This window comes from Pedobacter sp. 22163 (genome assembly GCF_052045595.1).
Lineage (GTDB): Bacteria > Bacteroidota > Bacteroidia > Sphingobacteriales > Sphingobacteriaceae > Pedobacter.
Genome location: NZ_JBQEPM010000002.1, coordinates 240,405 through 258,073 on the forward strand (window position 1 = coordinate 240,405; position 17,669 = coordinate 258,073).

Here is a 17,669-nt window from a genome sequence, read left to right on the forward strand (position 1 = left end):
CATACTAATAATTTATAATAAAATTTAAGTAGGCGCTAAGTCTGAAGGTGAAATCGAACCCGTTTTTCTAGTTTGGCTATTGGGTTGGAGATTGGTTTCTCTTAAACTCACTTGGCCTCATGCCATATTTTGATTTGAATACCGTCGAAAAATAATTTGGTGAGGAGAATCCAACCATGTAGGTGATTTCTGCGATTGTATACCTTTCATTGATCAATAAAAATTTTGCCTTTTTTAACCTTCTGTTTATGATATAGTCGGTTACACTGCAATCGAGTAAGGCCTTTACTTTTCTGTATAGCTGCACCCTTGAAACCCCCAGGGCTTTGCTAATCTCCTCTACACTGAAGTTTTCATTGCTTAGGTTCTGCTCTACGAGACCTGAAAAATCATTTACAAATTTTTTATCTAGGCTTTTTGAAATCGGTTGCCTGTTTCCAGAACTGATGTCGCTTGTGTAATGAGACTTTAGCAGGAGCCTGTTTTTCATCAGGTTCCGCACAGTAGCCAGTAAATATTCATAATTGAAAGGTTTAACGATATAGGCATCTGCCATACTCTCGAAACCATTGATCTGCTGTTCTACACTTCCCTGTGCGGTGAGCAGGATGATGGGGATATGAGATGTACGAATGTCGGATTTGAGCTTCTCTGTAATTTTCTTCCCGGAAAGGTCTGGCAGTACCACATCGCAGATAATCAGATCTGGTACCTGCTCGTAGGCAGAAGTGATTCCGCTTTCTCCGGTATTTGCAATAAATACCTCGTATTCCTCATCAAGTTTCTCAGCCAGATAATGCAGAAGGTCTGCATTGTCTTCGATTATCAATACCGAACGTTCTTTTAGTTCGCGCAACAAATCATGGTTCTTTTCTCTCTTGAGATGCTCTAGTTCGCTCGTATAGATTTTTGCATTTTCATAAAGCTCTTCTCTTTCCGCCTGTTGGGTGTGCTTTTCTTCTTCCCGAAGGTGTGATGACCCAAGGGGCAAGGTGACGGTAAAGATAGTACCATGCCATTTCCGGCTTTCTACGGTTAGGTCTCCATGTAAAAGATTCATCAGCTCCTTCGAAAGGGAAAGGCCCAATCCAGATCCTTTTCTTGCGTTCGAGTCTGCTTGATAAAAATGTTCAAATATATGGAGGATTTCTTCTTGATCCATTCCAGGTCCATTGTCCTCCACTTTGATAGCGATATGAGCATCGTCTTTACTCACTGTAAGGTGAACCGTTCCATTGGCTGGCGTAAATTTTAATGCGTTAGATATCAGGTTAAAAATTACCTTATCGAACATATTCACATCAAACCATACTGTTATATCCGATTCTTTAGTGAAGAGTCTGAGGTCTATGTTCTGTTTTTTTGCAGCGAGCTGAAAGGTCTCAATAATGTCCGCAATAAAATCTATAATATTGTTCGATGTCGATCTTATTCTCATCTTACCATACTCAATCTTCCTGTACTCAATGAGCTGGTTGATCAGGCGCAGCAGACGAAAAACATTTTTATTGATCAGCTTCAGGTTTTTTCCTGCAAGGGCGTTAATTTTTTCATTATTAAGCAGATCTTCAAGGGGAGAGAGTATCAAGGTAAGAGGGGTGCGGAATTCATGAGATATATTGGTGAAGAAGTTCAGTTTGGCCTCTGTCGCCTCTTTTGCCTTTTCAGACATCTCAATAAGCTTATTACGCTGGTTAAGGATTTCCAGGTTATTCGCCTCCAGGTTTTTGTTGATTTTCCTGTTTTCCAGTAGGGAGAAAAAAGCCAGTCCCCCGAAAACCACAGAGAGCACTAGCGTAACCACGGTGATGTTTAATGTAAGCTGTTGATTGTCAAATAAAGAACGTTGTTCAGCCAGGAGCGATTGCTGCCGTTCGATATCTCTCTGCTGGCTGCTAAATTTGCTCCACTGCAGTTTCATAAGCTGAACATTCGATGAATCTATAACCACAGATTGAAGGATATTTTCTTTAAGGATGGATTCTTTTCCAAGGATACGGAATGCTGTAGAAATTGCCTCTTTGCCTCCTGTTGGATAAAGCATGCTGGCATCTATCACTTTGTCATCAATCATCTGGAGGCCGCCTCCTTGTCCGGGTAGTGCATCTATTCCAATAATGGTCACCTTCCTTTTTATTCCGAGTTTATCCAACGCTTCCCTGGCTGCAGAAGCCATCTGGTCATTGTGCGCAAAAATTAGATCTGTAGTGAGCAATGTCTCCTTCATTTTCAGCAGCTCATCAATAGCATGCGATTTTAACCAATCTCCATAGATCTGATTCGAAATTCTAATATTAGCGGATTTTTGGAGCCCTTCGGCGAATCCTCTCTGGCGCTCTATTGTGGGAGAGGAGCCGGGAAGTCCCATGATTTCCAGAATATTTCCTTTTCCTTTAAGCAGACCAGATACATATTGCCCTGCCATCTTGCCAATCTGGTAGTTGTCTGCACCTACATAAGCGGTATAAGCCGAAGATGATGTTTTCCTATCGATAATAACCACAGGAATACCACTATTATAAGCCTGTTCAACGATTGGAGTGAGCGGCCGGGCCTCATTAGGAGATATGATCAACAGGTCGATATCCATTTTTAATAGTTCCCCAACCTGTGAGATTTGTTTTTTATTGCTGTTGTTTGCATCTCTATATATCAATGTGGCACCCGGATGCAATGAAAGTTCCATTTTCATCTCTTCCAGCATGGTTTTTCGCCACAGATCTGAGCCAACGCATTGTGAAAAGCCTATAACGTATTTTGCTTCCTTTTTCTTGTCGCTACAGCCACAAAGAATAGCCGTTAGGGTGACCAGTATAAGTATCCTATGAAGGAGGTGAAGTCTTGCGGTCATATCTATCATTTTAATAAGGGCAGTGTCTGGCACCGGTTGTATCTGGTTAGGATCCTGTTTGTAAGAAAATAATTCTAAAGATAATCAAATTTGAAACTTTAAGGAATTGGCGCTCGGCTGCGGGTGGGAGGATGAAAGGTACAGATGCATCAAAACCTTAATATTGATGTTTCAAAAGTGTAACCACATCAGGCCAGATAAAAATAATAAATTTTAATTATCTGTTAATCAGATGTTTGTGTGATGTGTCAAGATTGTATTTTTTTGGAACAGATTTGTTATCCTCCCTTCCTGTTTTTGACCAACTTGCAATCCTCAACCAATAAATAAACCCTTATGAAAAAACATTCCGTCCTGGCTTGGTCCATGGTCGTAGCCCTAGGCGGCTTTCTGTTTGGATTCGATACAGCTGTTATATCAGGTGCTGAAAAATCCATTCAACAGTTTTGGAACCTTTCAGCATTTGCACATGGACTTACCATATCTATTGCACTTATCGGTACGGTAATCGGCTCTCTGGTGGGATCCCGTCCGTCTGATTATTTTGGAAGAAAAAATACACTTTATTTCGTAGCTGCAGCATACTTACTTTCCTCATTGGGTACCGCGCTGGCAGATAATTGGTATATCTTTTTAGCATTCCGTTTTTTGGGTGGTTTAGGTGTAGGGATATCTTCTGTTACTGCACCCATTTATATTTCAGAGGTATCTCCGGCGCATAGAAGGGGGCGGCTTGTAGGGCTTTTCCAGTTCAATGTTGTACTGGGAATATTGATCTCCTATCTTTCAAATTATTTGCTAAGCCAGGGAGGAGAGGCATCCTGGAGATGGATGCTTGGTGTTCAGGCATTTCCATCCATAATATTCCTTGTGCTAATCTACTTTATTCCCGAAAGTCCAAGATGGCTTATACTTAAGCGTGGTGCATACGATAAAGCATTGGAAATCCTACGCATTATAAACCCATTAAACTGTGATGATGAGCTTGCCGCTATACAGAAATCCGGACAGGATATGCAGCGGGATAAATCTTCAGATGGACTTTTTTCAGGAAAGTACAACAGGCCTATTATCCTGGCCGTGCTGTTTGCCTTCTTCAATCAGGTATCTGGCATAAATGCCATTATCTATTATGCACCAAGAATTTTTGAAATGGCAGGGCTTGGTGCGCATTCTTCACTTTTATCAACTGTTGGTATCGGAATGGTCAATTTTATATTTACGCTTCTTGCGATCAATATTATAGATAAAGTTGGGAGAAAAACACTGATGCTGATCGGCTCTTTCGGATTGATTATTTCTCTTGGACTTGTAGCAGTTGCATTTTTGGGCGGTTCATCCAGCGGGTTTGAGATCCCGGTTTACGTAATGCTCTTTATAGCTTTTTTTGCTTTTTCGCAGGGGGCGGTTATCTGGGTATTCATTTCAGAGATTTTCCCAAATCAGGTCAGGGCAAAGGGGCAAACACTAGGGAGTTCTACCCATTGGGTAATGGCAGCACTGATTGCATTCTGCTTTCCCTATCTGGCGGAGTCATTTGGAGGTGCAAACATATTTTTCTTTTTCTGTGCGATGATGGTATTGCAGCTGGTATTCGTTTGGAAAATGATGCCAGAGACAAAGGGGAAATCTCTGGAGCAGATAGAGACCGGAATTGTAATGCACTAAATAAAAAAAAGACAAGAATATGATCACACCTGCTATATGCTTTGGCGAAATATTATGGGATGTGCTGCCTGATGGGCGCATGCCAGGTGGTGCACCACTAAATGTTGCCTATCACCTCAATAAACTTGGCCTGTCCAGCAGTATCATCAGTAAAATCGGAGATGATGAAAATGGAGTGAAACTGGAACGTTTACTTGATGGTTGGCAAATTAACAAAAGCCTCCTTCAGCGCGATACGATCCATCCTACCAGTGAAGTAATTGCCCGGGTGGGCAGCAGAAATGAGGTTTCTTATGAAATCGTGTTTCCCGTGGCATGGGATTTTATCGATCACCAGTCCATTATCGATAGCGCACTGCAGTCATCCACATATTTTGTATACGGAAGCCTGGCTTCCAGAAATACGCTTTCCAGAGAAACGCTGTTCAAATTCCTGGAAAGCGATGCGATAAAGGTATTTGATATCAATCTCCGCCCCCCTTTCTTTGATAAGAGCCTTTTGGCAAATCTGATGGAACGGGCTGATATCATAAAATTTAACGAGTCGGAGCTACACATGGCCCAGATCCTTTTCGGGGGAAGGTTCATAAATGAGAAAGAGCAGGTCCGTTTTATACAGGAACGCTTCAATGTTCCAGAGATAATCGTAACTAAAGGAGAATTTGGGGCTTCCTATTATAAAATGGATCAATCCTACCATGCCTGGGGATCTGAGGTGAAGGTTAACGATACCATTGGGAGTGGAGATTCATTTCTTGCAGCCTTCATTGCCAATCATCAATTGGGGCTGGCACCAAAAACCATTATAAAAAATGCGATCGGAATGGGCGCTTTTATCGCCACCAAAAAGGGGGGCTGTCCGGAATATGAGGTTGAAGAATACAAAAAGTTTATTGACGAAATATTTTAACTAAACATAGTACTAACCAAATCTGAATTTTTATGAGAAAAATTTTCCTTACCTGGCTTTTTGCCTGTATGGTAACGGGCCTGGCATTTGGCCAGACCAGGGTAATCAGTGGCGTTGTCACCGACAATGAATCCCTTCCTCTGGAGGCTGTAACCGTAGTGATTGTAGGTACCCAAAAAACGGTGATTACAGATGCCAATGGTAGTTTTAAAATTGAAGCTTCTGCCGGTCAGTCGCTGAGGTTCATTTATATTGGAGCAGAGCCATTAACCATTCCGATTACCGCAGAATCGGCCAATCTTAAGGTCAAACTCGACATCGCGATCAATAAGCTCAACGAGGTCGTGGTAACAGGTTATCAGAAGGAACGCAAGAAAGACATCACCGGAGCAGTCAATGTGGTTGATGTTTCAAAGATCAGGGATATCCCTTCTGGTAATGCTGTAAAGTCTCTTCAGGGAAGGGTTCCAGGGGTACTGATTACCACCGACGGTTCTCCAACCGGTCAGGCAACGGTAAGAATCCGGGGTATTGGAACCCTGGGCAATAACGACCCGCTTTATGTAATCGATGGAGTGCCAACCAAAAACGGGTTGGAACAGTTAAACCAGAACGATATTGAATCTATTCAGGTGCTTAAGGATGCGTCTTCGGCTACTATTTATGGTTCACGTGCAGCCAATGGTGTAATCATCATTACTACAAAAAAGGCCAAGAAAGGTTATTCAAAGATCGACTTCAATGCCTCGACATCCATTCAGAATTACGCCACCAAACTTAAAACGCTTAATGCCGAAGAAAGAGGCCGTGCCTATTGGCAGGCGGCGGTAAACGATAAGGCCAACCCCAATAATAACCAGATCTATCAGTATGACTGGAATAATAACTTTAACAATCCGGCACTCAACCGTGTGATCTTTCCAGAGTATATCGATGCGGCAAAGACCATGAAGCCTGCAGATACCTACTGGTTTGATGAGATTGCACAAAATTCGATTATCCAGTCCTATGATGCAGCCCTTTCCAATGGCGGTGAAAAGGGAAACAGTCTTTTTTCAGTGGGTTATTATGATAATAAAGGTATCGTAAAGGAGTCAAGAAGCCGGAAATATACGGCAAGATTTAATTCTGATTACAATTATCTGGACGGCAAGTTAAAGATTGGGGAGAATTTTTCAGCAAGCTACATTAAGAATGCCCAGATCCCGACAAGCGATATCCTATTTGCCTCGCTCGTACAGCAACCTATTGTGCCGGTATATACCACAAGCGGAGGCTGGGGAGGCCCTGCAGCAGGAATGACCGATAGACAGAACCCGGTTAGACTAATAGAAGACAACAAGCAGAATACTTATAATTTTTATAGGCTCTTTGGAAATGCATACGCGGATTACCAGATCATTCCTGGATTGAACTTTAGGACAAATTTTGGTGTAGACTATAACGGTAGCTATCAGCGCCTGTTAAAGAAATCATATGTTTCGGGCTTTTTGGCAGACCCTGCAAACCAGGTTAGCAATGCACAAACCTATCAGGGTAATATCATCTGGCAGAATACCCTTAACTATAAGATCACCAAAGATAAACATAACCTGGAAATACTCGCTGGTCAGGAATACATAAAGAACATCAGCCAGGAGTTTTCTGCAAGCAGACAAGGGCTGGCGATAGAAAATATTGATTATGCCTACCTTAATGCAGGTAGCTCAAATACCCTCAACGGGGGAAGTGGGGCAGGAAACAGGCTGTTGTCTTATTTCGGTAAGGTCAACTACAGTTACAACGACCGTTATATTGCCTCTGTAACTTTGAGAAGAGACGGTTCTTCGCGTTTTGGTAAAGATAACCGATACGGTACTTTCCCAGCTTTCTCACTTGGTTGGAGAATGAGTGAAGAAAAGTTTATAAAGGATCTGGGTCTGTTTTCTGATCTGAAGCTTAGATACGGCTGGGGCCGGTCTGGAAACCAGGAAATCCCCAACAACGCCACACGATCGCTATACGCTGCTATTTACGGGACTGACCCAACGTGGGACTTTGATAAAGGTACTGCATATGATATCACAGGTGCAGGTACAGGTCAGCTGCCCTCTGGCTTTAGCCTTATCCAACAGGGCAACGACAACCTGAAATGGGAGTCGTTAAGAGAATCGAATTTTGGTTTAGACTTTGGTTTATGGAACAATAAGCTTACTGGTTCTGTTGATTATTTTATTAAGAAAACATCAGATATTCTAATCAGTCCTGCTTACCTGGCAGTACTTGGAGATGGAGGGAACAGTTACAGCAATGGGGCTTCGCTCCAGAACAAAGGGCTTGATGCTATTCTTACTTACGAAGATAAGATTGGTGATGATTTTAGCTTCGGCCTGACGGGTAACTTTTCGCTCTACAGGAACAAGGTGACCGATTTACCTAAAGATGTACTGGCTTCCTATCCAGGCAATGGTACTGACAAAAACGTACTCGGAAGGCCAATAAACTCCTACTTTGGATATGTTGCCGATGGCCTCTTTACTTCACAGGCAGAAGTGGATGCTTATGCCAGCCAGCCTGGAAAAGGATTGGGCAGGATTAAATATAAAGATCTGAACAATGATGGAGTGATTAACGATCTGGACCGCGACTTTATAGGCGACAATAGCCCTAAGTTCACCTATGGACTTAATGTTTCTCTTAGTTATAAGAACTTCGATATGAGTTTTTTCCTACAGGCCATCAATGTGGATGTGGTGAACGACTTTAAGACTTATACCGATTTTTCTTCACTTTGGACAGGTACAAACTGGGGCAGCAGGACGCTTGATGCCTGGAGTCCTTCAAATCCGGGCTCTAGCATTCCGGCACTTACTCTTGTAGACCGCAATAATGAAGGAAGGTTCTCTACTTACTTTATTGAAAACGGATCTTATCTCAAGCTGCGCAACCTGCAGATAGGTTATAATCTTAAAAAGGCACTGAATATGAAAATTCAGAACTTCAGGATATTCGTTCAGGGCAGTAACCTTTTTACGATAAAGAGCAAATCTTTTACCGGTACTGATCCTGAGATTCCAAATTATGGATTTCCTGTACCGGTTGTTGGTACCCTTGGGGTAAATATTACATTGTAAAATTAGATATATCAAAAGATGAAAAAATTAATATATACACTGGCATTCTTCGCAACCCTATTGTTCTCATGCGAAAAAGCACTTGATGAGCCGGCACAGGGCGTAGTTTCAGGCGATGATCTGAATACTCCGGAGAATATCGATAAAATGGTTATTGCAGCTTATTCTGCACTTGGAAATGATCACTATACTTCTCCATATTCCAGTATGTGGCCGTATGGAAGCGTTCGTGGAGGAGACACCTATAAAGGAGGGGATGGCCCTGGAGACCTGTCAGAGTTCCATCTGTTTGAGACATTTTCCCTTAACAGGCCTGATAATGCACTCCTCGACCAGCTTTGGTTCAGGCTATATGTTGGTGTCGGTAGAGCTAATGATGCGTTGAGAAGAGTTAATACCATGTCTGCTACTGATTATCCAAATAAGGTTCAACGCCAGGGAGAACTTCGCTTTCTGAGAGGACATTTTTATTTTCTGCTAAAGATTCTTTTCAAATATGTTCCCTTTATCGATGAGAATATGGCAAAGGCCGACTATCCGTCCATTTCTAACAAGGCCTTGAGTAATGATGCGCTTTGGACGAAGATTGCAGATGATTTCAGAGCGGCCGTTACAGCGCTGCCGACAGATCAGAACGATAAGGGCAGGGTAAACAAAAATGCGGCAAAAGCATATCTGGCCAAAGTGCTGTTGTACCAGGCCTATACCCAAAGCGAAAATAACGCGGTAAGCGGTATTGATGCTGCTAAATTAAATGAAATAAACACATTATGTGACGAGATCATCGCATCGGGCAAATTCAGCCTGAGTACGGATTATGCCAGCAACTTTTTATCTGCTTCTGATAACGGCCTGGAATCTGTTTTTGCTATCCAGTATTCAAAAGATGATGGTACGCCAAAGGGGAGACTGGATTATGGGCACGCCCTTAACTATCCGATGAACCAGGAGTATGGATGCTGCGGTTTTAATGTGCCCAGCCATGACCTGATCAATGCTTTTAAAACAGGAACCGACGGATTGCCTCTTTTTTCCACCTACAACAATACAGATGCGGCAGCTTCTCTCGACTTTCAGAGCAGTTCATTCGATCCACGACTTGATCATACCGTGGCCAAACCAGGTGCGCCTTTTAAATATAAGCCAACATTTGTATTCCAGCGCTCGTGGTCAAGAGCACCGGCTATTTACGATGCATTTGCCAGTATGAAAGAAGCAGTACTTCCCGATGACGCTTCTTTTCAGAAAGTACCACCATTTATCGGAAGTTCGAAAAACTGGCAGATCATCCGCTACTCAGATGTGCTGCTTTGGAAAGCAGAAGCACTGATAGAGCTGGGGCGGCCATTGGAAGCGGTTCCGCTGATCAATCAGGTTAGAAACCGTGCAAACCTAAGTCGTAACCTATTGAAAAATGCAGCAGGAAGCCCAACTTCAAATTATAACGCTCAGCTTTATCAACCTGGGGTAAATTGTACCTGGACACTGGATTTTGCAAGACAGGCCTTAAGATTTGAAAGAAGACTTGAGTTCGCAACAGAAGGTTATCACTTTTTTGATTTGGTGAGGTGGGGGGTTGCTGCGCAGACTATGAACGCTTATTTTACGGTCGAAAAATCAAGGGTTGCCCATCTCTCAGATGCCAGGTTTACGGCAGGGAGGGATGAATATTTCCCAATTCCATTAAATCAGATTAACTTTAGTAGCGGGGTGTATAAACAAAACAACGGATGGTAATATTTCTAATGTCCAGGGAGCCTTCCCTGGATATTTGTTTAAATTTTAAAAAATATAACATGAAAAACAAATTTATAAGATCGATATTCTTTTTGCTTTTTTGCCTATTTTCTGTCGGTTCTAAAGCCCAATCTACAGGAGGCGAAAAATACAGGCCAGCTTTCCATTTCTCACCAAAGGCACATTGGATGAACGATCCTAACGGAATGGTGTATTATAATGGCGTTTACCATCTTTTCTTTCAGTATCATCCCGGGGGTACAACCTGGGGACCTATGCACTGGGGACATGCCACAACCAAAGATTTCTTTCACTGGGAGGAAAAGCCCATAGCACTTTATCCAGATAGCCTGGGCACTATTTTTTCGGGAAGTATCGTAATTGATAAAGACAATACCGCAGGATTTGGCAAGAACGCAATGGTTGCAATATTTACGCATCATAACCAAAAAATCGAAGAAACCAAAACCGGCCTGCACCAATACCAGAGTATTGCTTATAGTAATGATGAAGGTGAAACGTGGACTAAATATAAGGGCAATCCTGTGCTTCCAAATCCTGGGATAAGCGATTTCAGGGATCCAAAGGTGATGTGGTACGAGCAAGGCAAAAAATGGGTCATGACTTTAGCTACAAAGGACAGAATTACTTTTTATTCCTCCCCGGATCTTAAAGCCTGGAAACGCGAAAGTGATTTTGGACTCAACCTGGGTGCCCATGGAGGAGTTTGGGAATGCCCTGATCTATTTCCACTCAAAAACAATGGTAAAACGGTATGGGTGCTTTTAGTCAGCATCAATCCCGGAGGCCCTAACGGAGGCTCTGCAACCCAGTACTTTACAGGAAACTTTGATGGGAATAAATTTGTGCCAAATTCTACAAAAGAGAAATGGGTGGATTACGGGACCGATAATTATGCAGGGGTTACCTGGTCTAACACCGGTGAGAGGAAGATATTCCTTGGCTGGATGAATAACTGGCAGTATGCCAACCAGGTGCCTACCAAGGCATGGCGAGGTGCTACAACAATTGCCAGAGATTTATCGCTCGCAAGTGTAGATGGTGATTATTATCTTCGTTCGTTACCTGTAAAGGAAATTTCTCCATTATTAAAGCCTGTTTATAAGAAAGGACCTGTTACTATTGATAAGGAGATTGACCTATCTGCGTATGCCAGGCCTCTGGACGGAAAGTTCAAACTCGATCTCAGCCTTGAAAATACCAGCGATCTGAATATTGTATTATCGAACGTTAGCGGACAAAAGTTGATTATAGGCTACGACAAAAAGAACAACAATTACTTTATCGACCGGACACTATCTGGCGAAACATCATTTGAAAAAGGATTTGCCAAAAAACATAATGCACCCAGGTTACTGGCCGATAAGAAAATCAATATTAGCTTGATTCTGGATGTAGCATCCGTAGAACTTTTTGCCGATAATGGATTAACTGTGATGACAGATATCTTCTTTCCGGATAGTGCTATTGAAACAATCAAGATTCAAAGCAATGGCGTTAGTAAGTTAAGCGGTCTTTCTCTGTCAAAGATTGACCAGAAGCAATTAAAATAGCATAAGAGGTTGTATCTTAAATATAGATTTGTCATCCTTTCCAAAGGACTCCTACGGAGGGTAATTTATTTTATAAAAATCAAAATAGATGAGAGAGACGTTTTTTTGCAGTGATAGGCTGCGAAGAATCGTCATTGCGAGAAGGCTTTTTCAGCCGACGAAGCAATCTTACAACGATCGCTACCAGCGTGCGCATTAAGATTGCTTCGTTCCTCGCAATGACGACCTTTCTATAGGATTTGTCTTATAATAAAACATTAATCACCAAGACCCTGGCAAATAAATATCCTGTAAGTATTCATTGAAATATATATCAATGACGTTTCACCGAAATTATTATTATCTTGTATTTTTAAGTTAATGTATATTTGTCGGACGAATGGTCAACATTAATCACACGGATGAAAAGTCTTTATTGCTTCAATTGAAAAACGGTGATGAGCGCGCATTTGAAATACTATATAATAACTATAAATTCCGGATCGCCGGAAATTTATTCAAACTTCTAAAATCCGATGACCTCGTAAAAGAAATGCTGCAGGAGCTTTTTTTTAAAATATGGGAAGTGCGGACACAGATTGATCCCGAAAAGTCTTTTAAATCTTACCTCTTTCGTATAGCGGAGAACCTGGTGCATGATTATTTTCGGAAAGTGGCAAAAGACAAACGTTTACTGACTAAAATAGTTGCTTCAAGTTCAGAGCTTTATCTTCATGTTGAAGAAGATATGCTGAGCAAAGAAGATGCTCAAAAATTGCAGAAAGCCATAAACCTGATGCCCCCTCAGCGTAAAATGGTATTTACACTCTGCAAATTAGAAGGTAAATCTTATAAAGAAGTAGAGGAGATTATGGGCATTAGTGTCAAAACAATCAGTAGCCACATGCTACAAGCCAATAGGTTTCTTAAAACGTATTTTAGAGATTCTCCTACACTTACCATTTCGATAGTTTTAGGCATTTTATTCAAAGGCTTTTGATCCTGATCGTTGTTTTTGGAAATTAATTGTTAATTTTTTATTAACTGACTAAGGATATTTTTGCTTAGCTCCGTATTAGCTGTAAAAATTGAACCTTGAAGCCATCCGATCAACTCCATATTCTCTTCAAAAAATACCTTAATAATAGCTGTAGTCTTGAAGAAACACAGCGTCTGATGAGTTATTTCCAACTTGATGAAGATCAGGAAGTGTTGAAAGATCTCATTATCGGCGCTTTAGAAATTGAGGATGAACGTTATGAAACTGATCCTGCCATTGCCGGTGTACTGGCTAAGGTAGACCGGGATCTGTTCGTTCAGATTCAGGAATCAGCACAAGCCGTACCTGAAGGTAAAAATAAAACACTTAAACTCTGGTTACAAATCGCTGCTGTTGCCGCTGTTTTGGCTGTAGTATACCTGGGTGTTTATTTTTTCAATAACCAACCGGAAAAGGTTGCCACTGTTCCCAAAGTTACTTTATATGATATCAAGTCAGGGGGCTATGGTGCTACACTTACCCTGGCAAATGGCAGGAAGGTCAGCTTAGCAAATGCGTCTAAAGGTGAAATAGGAAGGGAATCAGGAATAGTCATCACTAAATCAGGCGACGGCAAACTGGTTTACCAGGTTAGTGAAAAGGTTTCGGATCCAAATGCTTCAAATACCTTGTCTACCGCCCGTGGAGAAACCTATCAGGTGCGGTTGCCCGATGGCACGCTTGTATATTTAAATGCCGCTTCCAGCCTCACCTATACCACCTCCCTCATTGAAAACGGAAAAAGAGTAGTTACCCTTAGTGGTGAAGGATATTTTGAAGTGGCGAAGGATAAGCAACATCCATTTATTGTAAAAACAAATCGGCAGGAAGTAGAAGTATTGGGAACTCATTTTAACATCAGCAGCTATGCCGATGATGAAGTGGAAAAAACCACCTTGCTGGAAGGAAGCGTGAAGTTATCTGCATCAGGTAATGCTAAAGTACTAAGACCAGGGCAACAAGCAAAGCTATCCGCTGGCAAAATAAAGATTAGTGAAACGGATACCGATCTGGCTGTTGCCTGGAAAAATAATGAATTTGTAATCGAAAGTGAAAACATCGAAACAATCATGAAAATGATCAGTCGCTGGTATAATTTGGAGGTTGTTTACGTTGGCGAAAAAACCACCCAGCGTTTCAGCGGCAAAGTGTCAAGATTTGATAAACTGTCAAAAGTACTTGAAATCGTGGAATCAACAGGGGAAGCTCGGTTCGATTTAAAAGGACGAACAGTCTATGTATCAAAATAAACAAACTAAACTATTAATAGAATACTAACCTAAACCAACCAGATGAAAAGAAGATTACACTAACTCAAGACATGTTAAACGAAAACCAGGCCCCGATTAGCCATCAGGACCTGGCAAAAGTTTGGAACATTCAATTAAAAATCAAACTAATAACCGCAGTCCTCTGTACGGTCCAACGCAAAAGAGGCTGCTTAACCAAACCGACTACTAATGTATCAAAATTCAAGGAAATTTGGTATGCCTAAACGGCTGTACCTTAAATTATTGCTAACTATGCGCTTAACCATCGTAATTATAATAGCGTGCTTTTTGCAGGTGAGTGCGTCGAGCTTTGCCCAAAAAGTGACTTTAACCAAGTCGAATGCTTCACTCCGATCTGTCTTCAAAGCGCTTAACCAACAGACAGGTTACAATTTTTTTTATACGGACAATTTGTTGGAAAATTCGTCGCCAGTAACCATTAATGTTAAAGATGCAGAATTGCCTGCTGTACTTAACCAAATTTTTGCCGCGCAAAACCTGGATTTTGTTATCCGTAACAAAACTGTGGTCATCAAAGCCATTGAATTGGCCAGGCAGGAAGTTATTTCCGGTTTTGTAGGCGATGCCAAAGAACGTAAGCCCATTCCAGGCGTTACAGTGTCGATCAAGGGAACAAAGTCTACCGTTCAGACGGATAAAAATGGAAAATTTACCATCAGTATACCACAGGGTGCAACCTCTTTGGAGTTTAGATTTGTAGGTTACAAGACCGTTGATGTGCCCATCTCACCTAATTCTAATTATACCATTTACATGGAGGAGAATCAGGTTACGCTAAATGAGATGGTGATTACAGGGATGGTTGACCGGAAGGTGAGTACCTACACCGGAGCTGCAAAAACCATAACTGCTGCCGAGCTTAAGGCGGTGAGTCCGGTAAATATTTTTGCAGGCATTGCTGCCCTGGACCCGTCTTTCAGAATGATTCCCAACAACAAGATAGGCGGGAATATCAACGCGCTTCCGGAAGTGACCATGCGTGGGCAAACGTCCTATCCAACCCTTGGTTCAGAGCTTGTTGGCAATCCAAATACACCATTATTCATTCTTGATGGATTTCAGGTTTCTTTACAGGCAATCGTAGACCTGGACATGAATCAGATTGCATCTGTGACTTTGTTAAAAGATGCCTCCGCTACCGCGATGTATGGCTCTCGTGGCGGTAATGGTGTGATGGTTGTTACAACAATTCTCCCACCGAGAGGAAAAGTAGAAGTTTCGATTACCAATAACCTCACTTTGTCATCACCAGACCTTTCTGTTTACAATATGCTCAACGCAGAGGAAAAACTGGATTTAGAACGCCGTGTAGGTCTTGTGGACAGTTATAGAGGACAAGCAATTAATGCCGAACGATATAAAGCCGTAGTGAGTGGTGTAAATACAGACTGGAAATCTATTCCGGTTCAAACAGGCATCAACAACAGAACCAACCTTTCGTTGCGTGGTGGTGATCAGTCTCTGACTTTCAACCTTAATTTCAGCGGAAATTTTTTACAGGGTGTAATGAAGGGACAAGACAGGAAAAATTATGCGGGAAGTTTTACATTGAGTTACAAAACCAATAAATTAACGTTCCAAAATTATACGATTGCAACGCAGGTAATTTCTAATGACTCGCCATATGGAGAATTTAGTCAGTACCTAGCTTTGAATCCATACTGGAAACCATATGATGAAAACGGTAATGTAAACAAATACCTGGAAAACATAAATTTGGGTTTCGGAGTAGCAGGTTCTGTTGTAACGAACCCGTTGATGGACATTAATTACAACACTATTAACAATAGAAATAAGAACTTTAATTTAAGAAACAACACCACTATTCGTTACGACTATAGTAAGTCTCTATGGTTTACTGGTGCACTGGGCATCACCAAAGTGAATGGCACAATAGATAATTTCTATTCCGCATTAGACAGTCGTTTCAATAGTATTTCAGATATAAGTGCACGAGGTACCTATTCCAAAGACAATAGCGATTCTTTTACTATGGATGGAACAGGTTCTGTGAACTACAACAAGAATTTTGGAAAGCACGGCATTACTGTTTATGCAGGATTCAGACTTGCCAGCACCAACTTAAATTCATATAACGTATCGACACAGGGTTTCCCTTTCGATCGTCTGGATAACATCTTGTTTGCTGCGCAATATGCAAACAGCAGGCCTACCGGAACGGAAAGCACCATTAACAATCTTTCTTATACCGGAAGTGCGAATTACTCTTATGATAACCGTTATTTTACCGATTTTACCTATACAAGGGATGGCTCATCTGCTTACGGGGACAACAATAAATTTGGTAACTTCTGGTCTGCAGGTTTAGGATGGAACATCACTAATGAAGCGTTCCTGAAGGATCGCCAAAGTATCAATCTCCTTAGGATACGTGGTAGTTATGGTTCTACCGGTACATCTGTACAAAATCCTTACGCATCACAATTCAGGTACAACCTGGGTACATCAAATGGTTACTTTGGTGAAGTAGGTGCCTTTCCTGGTGGACTTGGAAACCCGAATTTAAGCTGGCAGCAAGTATTGAAGTCGAACATTGGTATTGCTTCAGCATTTCTGGACAACCGTTTGACTTTCAATGCGGAGTTTTATAATGAAGTAACCCAGAATGCCCTGACTACAGTTTCGCTGGCACCTAGTACCGGCTTCCCATCGTATACTGAAAATTTAGGTAAAATCCAGAACAGAGGATTGCAGCTTGACCTGGGTTACACCATACTATCTCAACCTCGTACAGGCTTAAAATGGAATGTCTCTGTTAACGCAGCCACTAATAAATCTGTGTTAAAGGAAATTTCAGAGAAACTTAAAGCCTTTAATGCTGCGCTAAATGCCAATAACCCCAATCAGACAGTTGAAAATGCACAGTTTATTGAAGGCCAATCAACAACCGCTATTTATGCGGTGAGGTCATTGGGTATCGATCCGGTAACTGGTCAGGAGGTTTATCTTAAATTAAATGGTACCCCGACCTTTGTTTGGGACGTTAATGATAAGACCTATGTTGGCGACAGCCGCCCTAAGTGGACGGGAGCTTTAAATTCAAATTTCCTATACGCAGGTTTCGCCTTAAACTTTAGCATCAATTATAATTATGGTGCTGATTTGTACAACAGTACCTTATTAAATCGTGTTGAGGCTGTGGATGCACGCAACAACGTAGACCGTAGAGCTTATGACCTTGGCTGGACCGGACCCGGTAGTGTAAGTCCGTATCGTCGGATTACCAGTGGTGAGCCAATACCAACACAACTTACCTCAAGGTTTGTTCAGCGTGATAACAACATTCAGCTCAGCTCAATTAATTTAAGTTATCAGTTTAAAACACCATTCGTAAAAAAATTAGGCTTGCAGAACCTTAGTGTTAGCGCCACAACCAATAACCTGGGCACCTTCAGCTCCATCGAAATTGAACGTGGTACAGATAACCCTTTTGCCAGAGAATATACATTTGGTTTAAGTGCAAGATTTTAATTCAAAAAACAAAT

Annotated in this window: 9 protein-coding genes; 8 read left to right on the forward strand and 1 reads right to left on the reverse strand. The window is 41.6% G+C overall.

What is annotated here, in order from left to right; translation table 11 throughout:
- Nucleotides 1–76: 76 nt before the first annotated feature.
- Nucleotides 77–2,851 (reverse strand): substrate-binding domain-containing protein, encoded by a 2,775-nt coding sequence (locus ACTJKN_RS05570; RefSeq protein ID WP_440823372.1) that lies wholly within the window; start codon nt 2,849–2,851, stop codon nt 77–79.
- 336 nt (nt 2,852–3,187) lie between these two features.
- On the opposite strand from ACTJKN_RS05570, the gene ACTJKN_RS05575 reads away from it, so the two are divergent.
- The 8 genes from ACTJKN_RS05575 to ACTJKN_RS05610 all read left to right on the forward strand — a co-directional run bounded on the left by ACTJKN_RS05575 (nt 3,188) and on the right by ACTJKN_RS05610 (nt 17,655).
- A complete protein-coding gene (locus ACTJKN_RS05575) occupies nt 3,188–4,519 on the forward strand; it encodes a sugar porter family MFS transporter (protein WP_440823373.1) in 1,332 nt (443 codons plus the stop codon).
- A 19-nt stretch (nt 4,520–4,538) separates the two neighbouring features.
- Entirely contained in the window at nt 4,539–5,429 is an 891-nt protein-coding gene (locus ACTJKN_RS05580; protein ID WP_440823374.1) for a carbohydrate kinase family protein, read from the forward strand.
- A gap of 32 nt (nt 5,430–5,461) precedes the next feature.
- Nucleotides 5,462–8,542 carry a SusC/RagA family TonB-linked outer membrane protein gene (locus ACTJKN_RS05585; RefSeq protein WP_440823375.1) on the forward strand — a complete coding sequence of 1,027 codons (3,081 nt, stop codon included), beginning with the start codon at nt 5,462–5,464 and terminating at the stop codon, nt 8,540–8,542.
- Nucleotides 8,543–8,560: 18 nt separating this feature from the next.
- The gene (locus ACTJKN_RS05590; protein WP_440823376.1) at nt 8,561–10,279 is read left to right on the forward strand and encodes a RagB/SusD family nutrient uptake outer membrane protein; all 1,719 of its coding nucleotides are present in this window, start codon (nt 8,561–8,563) and stop codon (nt 10,277–10,279) included.
- Between the two features lie 59 nt (nt 10,280–10,338).
- Nucleotides 10,339–11,853: a glycoside hydrolase family 32 protein gene (locus ACTJKN_RS05595; RefSeq protein ID WP_440823377.1), complete on the forward strand. Its 1,515-nt coding sequence runs from the start codon at nt 10,339–10,341 to the stop codon at nt 11,851–11,853.
- A gap of 379 nt (nt 11,854–12,232) precedes the next feature.
- A complete protein-coding gene (locus ACTJKN_RS05600; RefSeq protein ID WP_440823378.1) occupies nt 12,233–12,832 on the forward strand; it encodes an RNA polymerase sigma factor in 600 nt (199 codons plus the stop codon).
- A gap of 95 nt (nt 12,833–12,927) precedes the next feature.
- Complete coding sequence (locus ACTJKN_RS05605) at nt 12,928–14,121, forward strand: FecR family protein (protein WP_440823379.1); 1,194 nt, start codon at nt 12,928–12,930, stop codon at nt 14,119–14,121.
- A gap of 273 nt (nt 14,122–14,394) precedes the next feature.
- The gene (locus ACTJKN_RS05610; protein WP_440823380.1) at nt 14,395–17,655 is read left to right on the forward strand and encodes a SusC/RagA family TonB-linked outer membrane protein; all 3,261 of its coding nucleotides are present in this window, start codon (nt 14,395–14,397) and stop codon (nt 17,653–17,655) included.
- Nucleotides 17,656–17,669: the final 14 nt, after the last annotated feature.